General features: G+C 52.4%; 13 protein-coding genes and 1 pseudogene. 7 read left to right on the top strand and 7 right to left on the bottom strand.

Annotated elements, in window-relative coordinates:
• Positions 1-202: 202 nt before the first annotated feature.
• Both RBB82_RS11320 and RBB82_RS11315 read left to right on the top strand, forming a co-directional pair.
• Positions 203-2797, top strand: a complete 2595-nt coding sequence (locus RBB82_RS11320) for a sensor histidine kinase (RefSeq protein WP_433975235.1) — start codon at positions 203-205, stop codon at positions 2795-2797.
• 48 nt (positions 2798-2845) lie between these two features.
• A complete protein-coding gene (locus tag RBB82_RS11315) occupies positions 2846-3463 on the top strand; it encodes a response regulator (protein WP_433975234.1) in 618 nt (205 codons plus the stop codon).
• Between the two features lie 191 nt (positions 3464-3654).
• Here the strand turns inward: RBB82_RS11315 and RBB82_RS11310 are convergent, their stop codons facing one another.
• Together RBB82_RS11310 and RBB82_RS11305 are read right to left on the bottom strand one after the other, a co-directional pair.
• Entirely contained in the window at positions 3655-4743 is a 1089-nt protein-coding gene (locus RBB82_RS11310; protein ID WP_433975233.1) for an NAD(P)-dependent alcohol dehydrogenase, read from the bottom strand.
• A 177-nt stretch (positions 4744-4920) separates the two neighbouring features.
• Positions 4921-5340: an SRPBCC family protein gene (locus RBB82_RS11305; RefSeq protein ID WP_433975232.1), complete on the bottom strand. Its 420-nt coding sequence runs from the start codon at positions 5338-5340 to the stop codon at positions 4921-4923.
• 334 nt (positions 5341-5674) lie between these two features.
• On the opposite strand from RBB82_RS11305, the gene RBB82_RS11300 reads away from it, so the two are divergent.
• Positions 5675-6097 (top strand): GlcG/HbpS family heme-binding protein, encoded by a 423-nt coding sequence (locus RBB82_RS11300; protein ID WP_433975231.1) that lies wholly within the window; start codon positions 5675-5677, stop codon positions 6095-6097.
• Here RBB82_RS11300 and RBB82_RS11295 read toward each other — a convergent pair.
• The 3 genes from RBB82_RS11295 to RBB82_RS11285 all read right to left on the bottom strand — a co-directional run bounded on the left by RBB82_RS11295 (position 6084) and on the right by RBB82_RS11285 (position 11529).
• A complete protein-coding gene (locus tag RBB82_RS11295; RefSeq protein ID WP_433975366.1) occupies positions 6084-7031 on the bottom strand; it encodes a response regulator transcription factor in 948 nt (315 codons plus the stop codon). The genes RBB82_RS11300 and RBB82_RS11295 overlap by 14 nt on opposite strands.
• Before the next feature lie 737 nt (positions 7032-7768).
• Positions 7769-8401, bottom strand: coding sequence for a response regulator (locus RBB82_RS11290; RefSeq protein WP_433975230.1), 633 nt, complete (start codon positions 8399-8401; stop codon positions 7769-7771).
• Positions 8398-11529 carry a sensor histidine kinase gene (locus RBB82_RS11285; protein WP_433975229.1) on the bottom strand — a complete coding sequence of 1044 codons (3132 nt, stop codon included), beginning with the start codon at positions 11527-11529 and terminating at the stop codon, positions 8398-8400. Before RBB82_RS11285 ends, RBB82_RS11290 begins: the two co-directional genes overlap by 4 nt.
• 1187 nt (positions 11530-12716) lie before the next feature.
• On the opposite strand from RBB82_RS11285, the gene RBB82_RS11280 reads away from it, so the two are divergent.
• From RBB82_RS11280 to RBB82_RS11265, 4 genes and pseudogenes are all read left to right on the top strand, one after another.
• Entirely contained in the window at positions 12717-13004 is a 288-nt protein-coding gene (locus tag RBB82_RS11280) for a ParB/Srx family N-terminal domain-containing protein (RefSeq protein WP_433975228.1), read from the top strand.
• On the top strand, positions 13001-13228 hold the full coding sequence (locus RBB82_RS11275) for a hypothetical protein (RefSeq protein ID WP_433975227.1): 228 nt from the start codon (positions 13001-13003) through the stop codon (positions 13226-13228). Before RBB82_RS11280 ends, RBB82_RS11275 begins: the two co-directional genes overlap by 4 nt.
• A gap of 201 nt (positions 13229-13429) precedes the next feature.
• Positions 13430-14977, top strand: a complete 1548-nt coding sequence (locus RBB82_RS11270; RefSeq protein ID WP_433975226.1) for an amidase — start codon at positions 13430-13432, stop codon at positions 14975-14977.
• Between the two features lie 175 nt (positions 14978-15152).
• Positions 15153-15511: pseudogene (locus RBB82_RS11265) on the top strand (SIS domain-containing protein); the annotation flags it as partial.
• A gap of 149 nt (positions 15512-15660) precedes the next feature.
• Here RBB82_RS11265 and RBB82_RS11260 read toward each other — a convergent pair.
• Both RBB82_RS11260 and RBB82_RS11255 read right to left on the bottom strand, forming a co-directional pair.
• Entirely contained in the window at positions 15661-16272 is a 612-nt protein-coding gene (locus tag RBB82_RS11260; protein ID WP_433975225.1) for a hypothetical protein, read from the bottom strand.
• Positions 16272-17477: an AAA family ATPase gene (locus tag RBB82_RS11255; RefSeq protein ID WP_433975224.1), complete on the bottom strand. Its 1206-nt coding sequence runs from the start codon at positions 17475-17477 to the stop codon at positions 16272-16274. The genes RBB82_RS11260 and RBB82_RS11255 overlap by 1 nt, the downstream gene beginning before the upstream one ends.
• Between the last annotated feature and the right edge of the window lie 56 nt (positions 17478-17533).

Raw genomic sequence — 17533 nt, 5'->3', positions numbered from 1 at the left:
CCAATTCGTTCAGTGGAAGCCGCCTAAAGGTCCAAGGGCAGGGAGGTCGGTAACTTTTTTATTCGGCTCGCACGATGGAACTTTTTGGGTTGGAGGAAGCGCAGGATTAGCTAGCGTCATAGACGGAAAGCTATCTATTCAGGAGCCGACTGATCGTGCAGGTATCAATGCCATCTTGGAAGATCATGCTGGAAAGGTTTGGGTGACTCGTTACCGGGTCCCAGAGGGTAAAGGCGCGGTGTGCGAAGTCGCCGGTGGCGGCCTGCGTTGTTACGGGCCGTCGGACGGAATGCCGGCGAAGAAGGGCACCGGCATCACTGAAGACCAGGCAGGTTACCTATGGATCGCCGGAGAAAGCCTGTATCGCTGGAAACGAGGAACAAAGGCTACAGAGTATCTGAATGGGATCAAACATCCTACGATAGTGGATGTTGCCGTGGATCATTCCGGCGACGTGTGGGCGGCGATGGATGGTGTTGGCCCACAGTTTGGAGTGCAGCACCTCCACAATGGAGCGTGGAGTGAGTATTCGACGGCAGGATTTCACAGCTCCAGTCTCAGAGCCAATGCTTTATTGGTCGACAGAGATGGAGCGGTCTGGATCGGTACCGAGAACGATGGACTCTACCGAGTCTCCGGAGGCTCCGTCGATCATTTTTCCAAACCTAATGGCCTGTCGGGTCACAAGGTCGCTCGGATCATGGAGGATCACGAGGGAAATATTTGGATTTCGACAGATGGCGGGATGGATATGTTTCGAAACTTGCCTGCCACGATGTATTCAGAGGATGAAGGGTTGAGTAGTGCCCACGCTACGGCTGTGATTGCCTCGAGGGACGGCTTCGTATGGGCTGGAGCGTACGACGGCGAGGAATGGGATGGGGAAAGATCAGCCGATATTTTGCGGCCCAGGCCAAATCTGCGATTCGCGCCGGGCCCTGAGTTTCCCGGAAAAATCGAATCGATGTTTCAGGATCACGCCGGCGCCCTGTGGCTCGGACTTGGCAATTCGTTATCGGTCTATGAGGAGGGGAGAGTTGAGAAAGTCCTCGACCGGGATGGGCAAGTTCTCCGCCTCGATTCGACTCCAGCAATCATTGAAGATTCCACTCATACCATTCTGGCACTCTCTGAAACGCACCTGCTCTTCATCAGAGATCGACGTGTCCAGGCGGAAGTTCCTTTACCGCATCGCCTAACTAATTTAGGCCTTCTCGTTGCAGATCAGGATGGAGGAATTCTCATTGGAACCGGGCGGCTGATGCGCTACAAAAACGGCATAATACAAGACTATGCTCTTCCCGACGGTCAGACTTCCACCTCAGTGCTGGACGTTATTTCCGATGCCGCTGATCCGTTACTGCTAGCGACGGCGGATGGATTGCTTCGCTGGGATCAAAAACGGTGGCAACTTCTCAACCAAGACAACGGCCTTCCGTGCAACCACCTTTTATCCTTCATTAAGGATCGCCATGGCTCGCTATGGATGCAATCCGGATGTGGCCTCTTGAAGATGGAAGCTTCCGAACTCCAAAAATGGCGCATCGGTCAGCTACTCCAGCCAAAGGTGATCACCTTCGATATGTCAGATGGAGTTGAGACAAATAGGCACTTTAGTACTCAGCCACAAATGTCATTAGCGCCCAGCGGAAGATTATGGTTTGCAAATGGGAATACGATCGAGTCGATCGATCCTGACCGCGTCTACGAGAATCGCCTGCCGCCGCCGGTCCATGTTGAACAATTGATTGCGAACGGTACACTATATCAGGCAGTCGGACGGCCTCACATTCCGCCCAACCCACGCAATCTGGAGATCGATTACACGGGTCTAAGCTTTTCCATCCCTCAAAAAGTTTTCTTCCGTTATTTTCTCGAAGGCCATGACAAAGACTGGCAAGGGCCCGTCACGCGGCGCCAGGCTTTCTATACGGACCTGACCCCCGGCAAATATCGATTTCATGTAATTGCGTGCAATAACTCCGGTGTCTGGAACAATACCGGGGCTGTGACTGAGTTTGTTATTCAGCCCACGTTTTACCAGACTTGGTGGTTCAGAGCCGGAATGGTAATTATTGCCGCCGGACTGTTGTGGGGACTTTACCTTCTTCGGCTAAAGCAAGCTACAGCAAATGCTCAGGAACGCATACTGACCCAGGTACAAGAGCGGGAGCGCATCGCACGTGAGTTGCACGATACGCTTCTACAGGGATTCCAGGGGATTGCATTACAGGTTCAAGGAGTCGCGAAGAAGCTGAATGTTCAGGACCCACTACGGAAGACAATGGAGGAGGTGCTTGACCGTGCGGATGAGACCTTATCCGAAGCACGTCAACGTGTTCGCAAACTTCGCCAGCGCTCGACGGAAGAGGATGAGCTTCCGAAGCTAATTGAAAAATGCGGAAGAGAACTTAGCCAGGACCATACTGCTAATTTTGTCCTCACCATCATTGGCGCGCAAAGGCCGCTCGAGTCCGCCGTGCAGGATGAAGCGTACGACATCGCAGTAGAGTCGTTGAGAAACGCATTTCGACACGCGTCGGCTGCGAGGATCGAAGTCGAGATCGTATATGACTCCAACTTCCTGCGCATCCGCGTTCGAGATGACGGCGTCGGCATAGAGGATGACTTGTTAGCCAACGGTCGCCCCGGTCATTGGGGTCTTATCGGCATGCACGAACGAGCCAAGGCAATTCGTGCTGAGCTGAAGATATGGACTCGCGCTGACGCCGGTACTGAGATCGAGCTTGTAATTCCAGCCGCGCTTGCATTTCCACGAAATAATGCTGCAGTTTAGTTAACTATCAAACAGCCGTCTTGGAGCACCTGCACGGAGAGGTCAACCATGAGACAAATAAGAATTCTTACGATCGACGATCACAGTTTGCTGCGTGCCGGCATCTCGGCTGTAATCCAGGACGAAAAGGACATGCTAGTCGTCGGGGAGGGAGGGAGTGGTCGCGAAGCGATCGAGATTTTCCGCAGCCTATTGCCGGACGTCACCCTGATGGACCTGCAGATGCCAGATATGAACGGACTAGAAGCAATCGCCAGCATCCGGCGAGAACATCCACAAGCCCGGATAATCGTGCTGACCACTTACGGAGGTGATGTCCTGGCTCGACGTGCCCTCAAAGGCGGCGCAACTGGATACATTTTAAAGAGCATGATCCGGCGAGATTTGTTGGAGGCGATTCGCACGGTTTACGCCGGAAAGCGATACATACCTTCGCAGGTCGCAGCTGAACTCGCTGACCATTACGCCGAAGATGAACTCAGCGACCGCGAAGTTGAGGTGCTTCGAGAAGTAGCCGGAGGATTGTCGAACAAGATAATCGCCTCACATCTATCGATTACAGAGGCGACCGTCAAAGCGCACATGAAGAGCATCATGCTCAAGTTGGGAGCATCTGATCGAACTCATGCCGTCGGCATAGCGACGGCGCGCGGATATCTGGTTTAGAGGCGCACAGACCGCAAAAAAGGTTGCGGGGCTGCTGTTTGCCGGCCCAGCTTGTGTTCATAGATTGGATGTGACGGTTCATGACTTGGCGACGGGTTGTGGTATCAAAGGACCTGACTAGATTTATCTGAGTGGAGAATCAAAAAGAGTACCTCGCGGTACCCTTTTAAATTTCCCCGATTTCGCCTTGGTTATTTATGAGGCGCCGGTGAATCTGAATCGACATCGAACACGATCACCGCGCGACCGATGATGTCTCCAGCACGAAGCAATTCAAGATTCTCATTGACGTCTTGAAATTTGATTCGCTTGATGGAGTGCTGAATTTTTTCTTTCTGTGCAAGAGCCAGTACTTCCTGTAGATCAGCGTAGTTAGCCCAGAATGAACCGTGATAGGTCAGTTCACTAGCGGTAAAAGGGAACAGCGGAATATTAATCCTAGTGCCCACCAACCCAACCGATACGAATGCTCCAGCTGTAGCGAGCAGACCGATGCCGGCCTGAATGGTCTCCTCGGCCCCAACGCAGTCGATGGCTGCATCAAGTTTGCGATGTCCGGTCAGTTTGAACAGTTCGCCCTGGATATCGTTAAGCGATTTGCCGCGAGTATTGATTGTGACGTCCGCCCCACGTTCTTTTGCAATCGCAAGTTTTTCATCATTCCTGGCGAATACAACGACGGTAGCGCCCGAGGAGAGCAACTTAGCGTATTGAACTGCGTAACTTCCCAGTCCGCTTGCTCCAAAGACGCCCATCACTCGATCGGGGCCAAACACACCTGCCGCCCTCAATTTCTTAATTCCACGGTAAGGTGTCACACCTGCATCTGTTAGAGGTGCAAGTTCTTCCCACTTTAATCTCTGCTCAACACGGATAAGCTGTCTATATGGAACTGGAACGAATTCGGCGTAGCCTCCCGGAGGTCCGAACCCTGGCCAACTCCCATGCTCGCAAATTTGCTCATTCCCTAAACGGCATTGACGGCAAATCCCATCCCCCCAACCTGCGGCAACCACGACCTGATCTCCGACAGCCAATTGCGCAGACTCAGGCACCCGATCCCCGATTGCTGAAACAAGACCTGAAATTTCATGTCCAGGTGTAATAGGAAATTTGGTTTTCAGGGCTTCCGCAAAGTAACCGTCGATCAGCTGCACGTCCGAACGGCACATACCGGCCCCGCCAACTCTAACCAAGACTTGATCGGGTAGTATGTCGGGAACCTTGATGTCTTCGATTACGAGGGGTTTATGATACTCACGCATCCTGGCAGCCAGCATATTGTGTTACTCCTTTCTTGGGATCAAACAACCTAAGAAGACCCTGTTTCAATTGACTCGCAAACAGGAGATCGGTGCCGTCTGTGAAAAAGTACCAGGCGAAGTTCGCCCCGCCCCTGGATTAGCGGTACAGAATGGCGCGTATCATTCGAAGAATTTCGTGCGCAGGTGGTCGTTCTATTCTTTGCCTGCGTAATGTGCGATGAGTGCGTTCAGACCATCGGAAAGAATGGTTTTGAAGATCCCCTGTGCTTCTTCTTCGCCGACGGCCTCTGCAGTGAAGCGAGCGGACCAATCCACTCGAGAACCGTGCCCAGAATCAATCGCGGTTACCCGTAGTGTAGATAGATAATCGGTGACCGGGAAATGCGATTCCGCAATGGAATAGCTATAGCTGCGATCTTCGGAATCATATTTTTCCAACTTCTCAATGAAACTCTGGTCTGCCGCCGTAAGGTGACGGACGCGACCGCCATCGGTGAGCTCACATTGAGTTACGAAGGGTATCCAGTCGGGTAGAGAGCCAAAGCCGCCGATGAGTTGCCAAACCTTGTCCGGCGCTACCTGCAACTCTGCAGTTATCGTCACCGAGCTCATAGAACAATCCTCTTCTCAATCTCCAAAGCCAATGACCTGTATGGTCTGCAGCGGTTATAGCGGACGTACTTCAAGTTGGTATATCGATATCCGAGCTACACACGATGTCTCGAATCGCAGCACGTATTTGTTTGTAATTCCAGACTTGATAACCTGCAATTCCATGAAGAGTGAATATACAGCTCGGCCTTCTCCGGCTTAGGTTTGGCATGGAATGTCGTTTATGCGCCTAAAGGGTGGCACGGCGGTACATTAGCAGATCGTCAAAAGCTCTTGGAATAACCGTCAGACCTACATACGATGGCCAGGATCAACTAGGAATGGAGGAGAGTATATGCCGAGAGCCTATGACACGCTAACGCTTGATGATGCAAAACGAATGATAGGTGCGGCAGAAGCAGAGGCTGCGAGGTTAGGGATTGCCTACAATATTGCAGTTGTTGACGCAGGTGGACATCTCTTGACGTTTGTGCGTCAAGATGGAGCGCTCATCGGCAGCATAGATCTCGCCATCGATAAGGCGAAGACCGCCAGAATCTTCGATAAGAAAACATCCGATCTAGCGGCACTTTCTCAGCCGGGTCAGCCGCTCTATGGCATTCAAGAGAGTAACGCTGGAAAGGTTGTCATATTTGGTGGTGGAATTCCTGTCGTCTTCAATGGCGACATCATCGGCGCCGTAGGCGCCAGCGCGGGAACGATAGAGCAGGACATCGCAGTCGTTGAGGCTGCAGCTTCTGTGATCAATAAGGCTTGAGTGCACTCGCTCTCTTTGATTCGTTACGTTTTGACTGCAAGTGTGGTCGAAGCTTCTCGATTCTCACGGGAACTTCGACGGCCGTCCCATAGCAAATTCTGGTACGGCAGGGCTTCGGAAGTATTGGTTCGAGTTTCGTAGACATACGTACAAGGTCTGCAAGTGAATTTGCTTCCATCTTTCGCATGACACGGCCCCGATGAACCTGGTAGGTATTCTCTGCGACGCCCAACTCCGCAGCAGCTTGCTTGTTCAGGAGGCCTGCAACGGTATAGTGAAAGACTTCTGCCTCTCTTGGTGTAAGAGACCACCACCTCGCCAGCAAAGAAGAAAGCTCGATGCGCGCATTACGATTTTTCAGGTCTTCGATGAAAGCCAGCTCAACGGCCGACATGAGGTTGCCATAGTCGACAGGTTCCAGCATGAAGTCGATTGCTCCACTCTTCATTGCGCGCACCACGAAGATGGGATCGCAATGTGATGTAACAAAGACGACAGGAGGAGCACCTTTATCTGCTAGTCTGCTTTGAATATCTAGCCCGTGCAGGTCGGGAAGGTCCAAATCGAGGATCAAGCACGTCGGTCGATCGTCCCGTGGCGCCGTCATGTAATCCGCAGCGGTCCTGAAAGTAACAACGCTCAATCTCTCCGACAAAAAGAAGTCTGCAAGACTTTTGGTTCCCGCGGGATCATTCCGAACAATATGCACAATCCTATCTTCGAATCGCGGCTTGGCGCTTGTATGGATCTCTTTGCAACCGATTCCCAAACAATCGGAAGGCAAGCTGCTATGGGCCGCTTTCGTCGCAGTCCTTGATCTAACCTGCAGAGACACACTCGGGCCGTTTTCACCTTCGGAGTTGTGTTGATAGTGATATTGAAATTCCGTCTGCGCTATTGGTACAAAGGTTGCGGGACTTGCCTGGGTTGTCATGAAAGTTCGAATGGATTGCATGGAACCTCCCGAATCGCATTGCTGTTCTTGGATCACGTTCAGGCCACGCCCGTGGCTTCGAGGTGGCTCGCTAAATTTGAGCTGTGCCGTCTGCTCGATTGACGTTATTGTGTGCTGATTGCGGAGTTTCAGAAACGGCAAATCGGGGGCTTTTGAGGTCATCAGTTATGCCGTTCCAGAAAACGGCAAATCGCACGCTTTAAAAATCATCAGATTGGGCGACTCCGTTGCGATCCCCACCGCAGTTGACTACTAATGAGGGAGGGACTTGATCTGTTTTCTGCCGAAAAGAAGCGCATCGATAGACCTAGCGCCGGGCCCGATCATAGCGAGAGTAGCTCCAAAGGTCGCCAGGACAAGATGAAGCCAGAACTCTCCGGCTCCTGAGACAAGGATCCCAAACTCACAGCACGCTATCAGAGTGCCCGCAACTGGGGTCCACAACCCCACGAGGATAAGAAGCGCAGCAATACTGTCCACTATTAGCAGTGTTATCAAGGCGAGTTGTGGCATCCCGTGAAAACGTGCAAACACAGAACATCCGATAGCGGCCGCCGTAATTGAGCGCTGGAGCAGCAGTCCGATCCCAGGAAATCCGTTAGCGAAGGTTGAGAATAAACGTTGCAGACACACCTCTTTTCGACACAAGGATATAGTCTTGCAACATCGCTGGAAACGGCTGGAAAGGCGATCGCCGAATCCTCATTTCGGCCGATTCACAGGTCGATAATTCCACGCTTTGTCGCAATGGTGACCGCATGAGCTCGATCATTGGCGCTCAGCTTGGACAATATATTTGCCACATGGGTTTTGGCGGTTGATTCGCCGATCGAGAGTCGGTCAGCAATCAGTTTATTGGAGTGTCCGGTGGCGATCAGGCGTAGCACATCGATTTCGCGCTGACTCAAAGAATCATCCCCGGCATGTTCAGCCAGTTCCGCTGCCACTTGAGGAGGAATTTTTTTTTGTCCGGCATGGACGGCGCGAATCACGTCCAGGAGTTCGAGATGAACATCCACTTTTAGCAAATAACCACGGGCACCTGCTTTCAGCGCCCTCAATACTTGAGCATCACCTGTGTAGGTCGTTAACACTATGACGCGCGCATCGGGAAATTCCTGTCGAATTTCGACGATAGCTTCCGTACCATTCATGCCTGGCATCTGAAGGTCCATCAGGGTTACATCCGGACGGTGCAACCGGAACAGTTGAACCGCTTCTTGTCCGCTGGAAGCCTCCGCGACCAACTTCATGTCAGCTTCGGCATTCACTAGCGTTGCAATCCCTTCGCGCAGGAGAGGATGGTCGTCTACGCTGAGAACTCGGATTAGATCGGGAACGTTGCTCACAGCGCTCTGTCCTTGCGAAATAGCTTGAATCTGGAATCGTTACGCCCATTTTTGGCTTTGATATAGGGTATCGTCAATTCAATTTCTGTTCCCGCTCCGGCTTCGCTCCAGATCCTAAGTTGCGCTCCGATTTGCTGCGCGCGTTCATGGATGCCCGCCAGGCCCCAGTGGCCAGGCCGGTGGCCCACCTCGAGTACCTTGGGATCGAGACCTTTACCATCATCGCGCACTCGCAAACGAAGCTGATTCCTGTCGTAGCGGATTTCGGCTTCGATCTTAGAGGCAGCAGCGTGCCGAAAGGCATTTCGCATCACTTCTCGAGCGATTCTGTACACTTCGTCATGGAGGTCGGGAGTTAACTTTTGCGGTTCGCCTTCCACGATAACTCGGAAAGCTGGCGAGTTCAAATTTGCGCCCGGGACTGCCGCTAGTTCTTTACTCTCTGCCTCCAACAACTCAGCCAAATCTCCATCTGTAAACGGGTCGGAACGCATGTCGTGAATTGCGTCGCGGCTCTCGGTGAGAGCAGTCCGTGTGCTTGAAATCGCTTGGTCGAGAGTTCGCATTGCATTTTCCGGACTGCGCGGCAACATGTTGCGAGCCGCTTGAAACCGAAACATCAGGCCATGAAAAGACTGCAGCAGAGTATCGTGTAAATCCCGCGCGATGCGTGTCCGCTCGGCGACGCGCGCATCCAACTGCGCATTGAATTCCCGATCCAACTGTCTCAGGCGCAATTTGTAGAGCAAACCAACTATGGCAAGGATGAACACAACGACAAATAACCTAAACCAGGTAGTGGCCCACCACGGTGGCAAGATACTGATTGTTAGTGCTACGCCAGGTTCGCCCCAAGCTCCTTGTCTGGTGGCGCTCTGCACGAGGAATGTGTACTTGCCAGTTGGCAAAGTCGTGTAGGTCGCATTCCTCCGATCGCTGCCAACTTCAGTCCAATTGTCTTCCAGCCCCTGCAGCTTGTATCGATACCGGTTAGCAGCAGGATTGAAATAAGTGAGGGCTGCGAAACTCAGTGAAAAAATGTTTTCGTCGTGACTGAGTGTCACATCATTGGCGTAGCTAATCGACTTCTGGAGAGGAGAATTGCTCCCAACCTCTACCGAATGCCCAGCCAACCGAAAATCGGTCAGAACCAGGGGAAGTGGATCACGTCGATCCACAACCTTATCGGGAAAGAAGGCCACGTCGCCGCTAAACCCGCCAAAAAACATCTCGCCGCTTCGACTCTTGATGCAAGCGCCCCCCCAACCTGTAAGGTCATTACCGGGTAACCCATCGACTGTGGAGTAGTTCGTAAACTTATTCGCGATCGGATCGAATCTGGATAGACCCTGACTCGTGCCCATCCAAATCATGCCTGCCTTGTCTCCGAGAATACAGCTCAGGCAATTAGAGGGCAGACCATCTTTCACGAAGTAGTGAGTGAACGTTCCGCTTTCGCGGTTGAACTTGTTCAATCCGCTTGGAGTGGTGGCCCAAACGGTCCCCGAATGATCTACGTAGACTGAATTAACGGATTCGTCGCTACTCAGAGATTTGGCATCACCGGCTTTGTATGGATAAACAGTGAATTGATGCGTTTTCGGGTCGAAACGGTTAAGCGCCCCCCTGCTACCCATCCAGAAATACCCGGTTTGATCCTCTACAATATTGAAATACGCCTCCTCGTCACTCGTCTTATCCCGCTTAAAAGTAACGAAACTGTTGGCCTTGGGGTCAAATCGATCAAGACCGTTCCAGGTTGTGATCCACATCGTGCCCTTATGATCCAGGAGCAATTGACTCACGGTGTTATTACTCAAACTCGATGAGTTGCCTGGCTCGTGCAGGTAAGTTTTATAGTGGCCTGTCCTTCGATCGAACCGGCTTAACCCCCAGTCGAATGTGCCTACCCAGAGAACTCCCGAAGCGTCTTCGTTGATCGCGATTATGTCATTTGAGAGTCTCGGTCCAGGAGGAAGGTAAGAAATGGATCGCCCAGATCGACGATCAATGCGATTTAGAGCGCCTGTCCTCCCCGTCCACAAGACACCCTCGTGATCTTCGTAGAATGTGTTCACGAACGTCTCACCGAGGCTGTCGGGATTGTTTTGGTTACGAGACAGACGCATGAATGGTTGATTCTCAGTGCGAAAGAAGTTTGGCTCCCTCGCATGCAAGCCCGCCCAAATATTCCCCTCGTGGTCTTCGCATAGCGAGATCACTCGGTCGTCGGCGAGACTCTCTAGATCGTTGGGATGATTCTGATAACGGATAAAAATCTGATGCTCGCGGTCAAACTTCAGCAATCCGGCACCGAGGCTTGCGAACCAGAGCGTTTTGTTCCTGTCTTCAAGCATTGCCAAAAACCCATCGCGTATTTCTTTGCCAGATTCTTTGTCATAAAGCGAATAAGAAATCAGACGATTGATATTTCGATTAAGGACGGCTACTCCGCTCCCATTCCCGCCTGTGAAAATAACCCACAGGACACCACGGTGATCCTCATAAAGAGAAGCGTAATGTGTGCTCTCACCCCATTGGATTCTCAGGAGGACCCGTCCGCGGTCACGATCAAACTCTTCAAGGTCATCGCCGTCGATCACCCAAAATCGGCCACTGCTATCTTCCAGAGTGCATTTAACTCTATTGCTGCTCAGGCTAAACGTGTTTGACAGGTCGTGGACGTAATGAGTGATTTCGCCAGTGTCTGGATTTAGCCTGAGTAGGCCCTTTCCAGTTGCCAGCCAAAGCATGCCGGCTCGATCTTGACTGATTTGGTCGACAGCGTTCGCGACTTCGCCTTGACCCCGGGTGTCGATCTGATAGTGAGTGAATGTTTCTGTAACGGGGTCGAACCTGTCCAGAGTGCTATTGCACCCGACCCAGAGTGCGCCGGAGCGATCCTTGAATAGCGAATGGATAAAAACACAGCCTAAGCTGTTCTCACGTGCAGGATCGTGGGTGAATACCTTGTATTCATATCCGTCATAACGATCCAGACCGTTTTGTGTTCCGAACCAGATGAATCCCCGATTGTCCTCTACGATCTGACTGACTCTAGTTTGGGACAAGCCTTGAGCCGTGGAGAGGCGCGAGAAGCGTATATCATTGCCATCGATTACCGGCAATCGAACGCCAGGAGGGGCTCGATGAGATTGTTGTGTCACACTTGGGAAACTGGTTCGACTATCCGCGTGTGCTATCGGCGGTAGGATAGACAGCGCGGTCAGCGCCGCTGCGAATGCAAGAATGGAAATCCGAACTCGAAGTCTCCATGGATGAAGCGCACTCGCGACCGAGTTGCCGTGGCAGGCACCCTCGCCGACGAGGACTAGTATTTTAAAATAGAAAGAGCCTGTAATCTCTGAATCAATAAGCGGGATACCTGCTGCAAGGGCAGTAAATCTGGCTCCCATGAAACACAGTGTCGTCGCGAAGATTCTCCTCGGGATACTCGACAATTCCATGGGCGCGTCCCTCTCTGGGCGGTGAAGGGCTACGCACATCTTATACGGGGCGGAGATGGAGGATGCTGCACCAGGTGCGGACGCGCTCCTCGATACGCATCCGGGCTTAAACGCAGCAATACAAAAGTTCCGCAATGAGTCCGGGAAGCTATGGGACTCGGCTCAAATTTGGCCGCGCATTCGCCCGGCGGGCTTAGACCACCCGCTGCGCAGATCTAAACGAAGCTCTTCTGCATTTAGCTCTACGATCTCTAGTCTCGAATCGGACGACTGCAAGTACGTTTGCGTCGTGAGCACACGCAATCTCGATCGCGTACTAACCACAGCTCCGGCTGCACTCACGATCAAGAATATTTTGGTTGGCTTAATCTTCAAAAGCTCCAGCGCATTTAAGGACGTCAATCCAGTAACTAGCAGCGCGGCCGCTTCTCGTCGGTAGGTCCCTCGGATATGGATGAGGCATTCTCCTGGACTCCGCACCGGAATAGCCGTGGCGTCCTCACATGCGCCAAAAGTTCCAGACGATCCCAAACACGCGGCCATCGACCTTGACTACTACGGACAGGTTGAAGACTTCCAGTGGCTCTTGACGCCGACCAGACGTCGGCTTCCGCAAGCTTCCCGTCTCGAGAATAGGCAAAAAACTAGATAGTGAAAATCGACTCCTTGGCGCCCGTCGGCGCCAAGAATTGTCGCTTGCCCTCAATCTGCTTAAAGCCCGCTCCAAACAAGGCGATTATCGAGAACATCGAATAGAAGAATTGGCGTTGGCGTCAGTCTCGGCGCCAAGACAGAGAGAGGTCATTTAAATGCGTATGCTACTTTGCTTCAGGAACAAAGGTGAAAAAATGCAATCGCCGATAACGCAATTGGAAGTTACTTATCTCCGTACTACATCGCTGAAACCCGATCCGCGAAACCCCAGGGTTCACAGCGACAAACAAGTCCGCCAGATCACTCAGAGCATCGAGTCGTTTGGATTCAACGTACCGCTGCTGATCGATGACGAGCAGAAGGTCATCGCGGGTCATGGGCGACTCATGGCCGCGCGCAAGCTCGGATGGGACACCGTACCCGCGATTTGTCTGAGTCATCTCACCGAGTCCCACGCACGTTGCTCGCCGACAACCGCTTGACGGAGAACTCCTCCTGGGATGAGCGGATGCTCGGCGAGCAACTCAAGATCCTCTCCGAACTGGAACTCGATTTTGATCTCGAGGCGATTGGCTTCGAGATTCCTGAGATCGATCTCCTCATCGATGGTCTCAGCACAGTGCCCGAGGCAGATCCTGATGATCATTTGCCACAGATCTCTGAGTCTGCAATCACCGTTCCGGGTGTGCGCGAGCGCCCGGAGTAGTGGTGCGGGTATTTCTGGTTCATGGCGCAACTAAGGTACATGGTTATCGTAGTGGTCGCCGGATCAGTCGCCCGTTGTGTGGTGAGCTTGTCGGTAACAGTTGCGCCATTACCCGCCGGGATGAAGGACTTTGTGCTGACTAACCCAGAGATTCGTGAGTAGTGATCTAGCATGCCGTGTTTGAAGGTGAGAACATACGACATGACTTCAACTTTGCTCACCCTTTTGTTAACGGTTTCGTGCGCTGCGCAGACTTTAGCTCCAAACACCTCCGCGAATGAACCGTCCAGCGCTGAGATGGCGACCAAGGCAGCAACGGCGCGAGTAAAGACACTAGATCCGAAGATTCATGCGGTGCTCGCGCTCGACCCGACGGCGCTTGAGCAGGCTAGAGCAATCGACCGGCAGAGAAAGGCGCGGGGGCTGCTTTACGGACACGTAATTTTGCTGAAGGACAACATCGAAGCGGATGGGCCGCTGCCAACAACCGCTGGGAGCATGGCGCTCCTCGGCAACGTAACGCATCGCGATGCGCCTCTAGTTGCTCGCCTTCGCGGGGCGGATGCGGTGATTCTCGGTAAGACAAATTTGTCTGAGTGGGCGAATATTCGTTCCAATGCTTCGATCTCAGGCTGGAGCGGGGTGGGTGGCCAGACGCGCAATCCGTATGCTCTAGACCGGAATCCTTGTGGCTCCTCCTCCGGCAGCGCGGCCGCGGTGGCCGCGGGCGAGGTTGAGGCTGCCATCGGCACCGAGACTGATGGATCGATCACCTGCCCGGCGGCTGTGAACGGCGTGGTTGGATTGAAACCTACAGTTGGTCTGGTCAGTCGGACGCGGATCATCCCTATTAGTCATAGTCAGGACACCGCCGGGCCGATTGCTATGGATGTTACAACCGCGGCGCGGGTGCTCAGCGTAATTGCGGGTACAGACACCGCGGACTCGGCAACAAAGGACGCCGATGCGCACATTGCCGACTATCTGGCGGCGCTAACGCCCTATGCTCTAAAGGGTGCGCGGATTGGTGTGCTGCGCTTCGCAACAGGCTGGTCTGTGAAGACCGACGAGGTGTTTGAACAGGCGCTGACGGTGCTGAAAAAGCAGGGCGCGACCCTTGTCGATATCACGGAACTGAAGGACCGGGACAAGATCGGCGAAGCGGAGACTTTAGTGCTCCACACTGAGCTAAAGGCGGATCTGAACGCTTATCTCGCGACAACCCCCGAGACTGTGAAGACGCGCTCGCTCGCTGACGTGATCGCATTTAACACAAATCACGCACAACGCGAGCTCGCCCTCTTCGGTCAGGAAACCTTCATAAAGTCCGAGGCAACAAAGGGGCTGGACGATCCTGCCTACAAAGCTGCACGCGCGTTGTCTCTTAGGATTGCCGGACACGATGGGATCGATGCAATGCTTGCGGCAAACCACCTGGATGCGCTGGTGTCCCCAACCATGCCGCCAGCCTGGAAAATAGACGTTGCGAACGGAGATCAGATCAGCGGTGGAGGTGCGGGCGGACTAGCTGCGGTGGCGGGTTATCCGCACTTGACCGTGCCCATGGGCGCGGTGCTGGGACTTCCGGTAGGTTTATCCTTCATTGGGCCAGCGTGGAGCGAAGCGCGTCTGCTCGGATACGGCTACGCGTATGAGCAAGCAGCGAAGGCAAAGATCTTGCCGGATTTCATTCCAGCGATCGAGGAAGTAAAGCCGAGCGCCCCTCTGCTTGAGCCACTCGAGCGCTGACAGGATGTTGTATCTCTATGCTCTTTGACGGGCTGCTGGCCGACAACAAATAGGGCATCCTTTTCAGCCGAGAAGAACTCTGCAAAGATTTTTCTCAGGGACGTGCGTTCAGGCGATCCACCGCCAAGATCCAACTGCATGAACCACGTCGATCGCACGAGGCGGTAGAGCCGTCTACCCCGCCGGCGAGATGAAGCACGGCCCCAACGCCCTCATCGACGAATCCCTCCCCGTCGTCTGCATCGCCACCAAGAACCCCAACGATCCCTCCAGCGTCCTCAAGTACGAAAAAACCCTCTCCAACATTCAAGAGGTCACCGCCCGCTCCGGCCGCGTCATCGCCATTGCCATCGAAGGCGACACCAGATCAGCCAGCTCGTCGAGCAGACCATCTACATCCCCCAGGCCCCCGAACTACTCCTACCCATCCTCGAAGTAGTCCCCCTCCAACTCCTCGCCTACCACATAGCCGTCCGCCGAGGCTGCGACGTAGACCAACCCCGAAACCTAGCGAAATCCGTCACTGTGGAGTAGTTCGTCCATTTCAGCAATTACGACGACGCGCATTGTTGAAGATAACCTGACGCAATCCTTATTGACCCATAAGAGTGAATTCGAAAACGTCATCACCTCTGGTATTCGCGACAGTTCACCCAACGTGTGAACTAGTAGTTAGACATGTTTCACGAATGGTTGTTTACATGCGCATCTATCATCAGGGCAACTTCTTTTTCTAGTTTGCGGAAGGATGGAGCGCCCCTAGCTTCGTTAAGATCAATGACAGCAGAAAATATTGCCTGGTGACGAGTGGGAACATACGGGTCACCCTGAGATCTTTGTGTCGTAATCCATTCTTTCGCACCTCGCACGGATTCACAATTGACGACAATTTTGAATGGCGACCTAATATGACCCTTGCGTGCCAAGGATGAAGCGGCAGCCAAAAACCAACCTTCGTATTCACGATTAGCAACGACGAGAGAAACTTTGATATCACCGTGTGCTGTCCGGGCTCGCGACAATAGCCCGAGTGCGAGATCGACTGGGCAATCGTCGTCGGCGTCAAGGACCACGAGAATCGGATTCGATCTACCTATTTGCCGCGACAATACCTCAATTGCATTTTCGAATTCACAGGGCCTCAAAAGCTTGCTTTTTGGAATTCTGCGCACTTCCGTAGATAGTTCTTGGGCGGGGTTTCGAGATTGCGCGAGGCGCCTGATAAGAAGTGGGGCCGCCTTTACTTCTCCTTCACCTTCAACGATGATACCGACCTTCAACATTACATTTGCCATCAATCGGGCCGCCTTATGAGGCCGCCTTGGCGCAGCAACTCGCCAGCGGTGTACAGCTGATCTTTGAGTACGGATTTAGTTGCTTCGTCTAAGGGTATGATGTGCGTGCCCGCTTCATCTCTGTAAACACTGCGAATTGATTCCGGTGGAATTTCATCTAATAATTCGGGGCTGTGGCTTGTAACTAAAACTTGGCGAATTTCACTCGCTTCAAAAAAGCTTTCTCTGATAACGTGGATCGCCCCTGGATGCAAGAGAGCTTCCGGTTCTTCAACAACGATCGGCGGCATTGGTTTGTCAACATCATTTGAATTGAACAATTGTGCGAGTAAATTAGCTGAGTTTAAGAGACCAGATGAAACAGAGGCCATGTCGTATGACGATTGCTTACCTGAAGGGAATTTATCAATAAACCTCAACCATGTAAGATCATTAGCTTCGTGAAGTTGAATTCGATCAAATGGTGGAGCAATCGCTCGCAAATACTGAAGGATTATTTCTAAACGTTCAGGATGATCGGTTTGTAATTTTTTGAAACGTGCAGTTAGACTTTGTTCAGAATGTTCGGAATCACTTGACGCCAGAGAATTCCCTTGCCGAATGGCTTTTAAAGCCTTATTCATTTTCCCTGAACGCTCCCATAATCGCCTTGCAGTTTCATATACGCCAGTTGTTGCGGGTTCTACAATCATCATCCCAGCTAGCAGGCCGTAGAGCACGTCGTATTCAGCCCAGGCAGAGACCTTAGACAAAAGAGTAAACTCAGCATCGAAATCAGGAAATTTTGGCGCAGAACCTTCTATTGATCCATTTTCGACAAGATAAAAGTGTTCGATCCCTTCGTAAGTTCTGATTCGGCATTCCTCACGCAACACCGAGGCCTCACCACTTTTTTCAAACACAAGGGAAAGATCGTATTTGAACGCTGTTCCGGATGTCGAAGAAATGGAGAATTTAAATTCAGATGCGCTCGGAAAGGTTGGAGGGTAGTGAAGAATCGGATGTACGCCTCTGCGATCAGCAACTGCTCTCTTGAGGGATGTGCTTACTACAGAGGAAATGAAACTTAGTGCATCGAGAAAACTTGTTTTTCCAGACGAGTTTGCTCCCACAAAAAAAGTGAGAGGCGCCAAGTCAACGTCACAGCTTATTATGCTTCGAAAGTTCCTTACGCTAAACTTATCGATAGTCAGGCGACTAGGCAATCGGTCCTCTCATAACAAGGCTTCTGGCAGTTTTCATCGAATGCAGACCAATTCTC

The sequence above is a fragment of the Tunturiibacter lichenicola genome (assembly GCF_051013355.1).
Classification (GTDB): domain Bacteria; phylum Acidobacteriota; class Terriglobia; order Terriglobales; family Acidobacteriaceae; genus Edaphobacter; species Edaphobacter lichenicola_F.
Note: the sequence above shows the minus strand (reverse complement) of the source record. Positions and strands in the feature narration are given on the sequence as shown.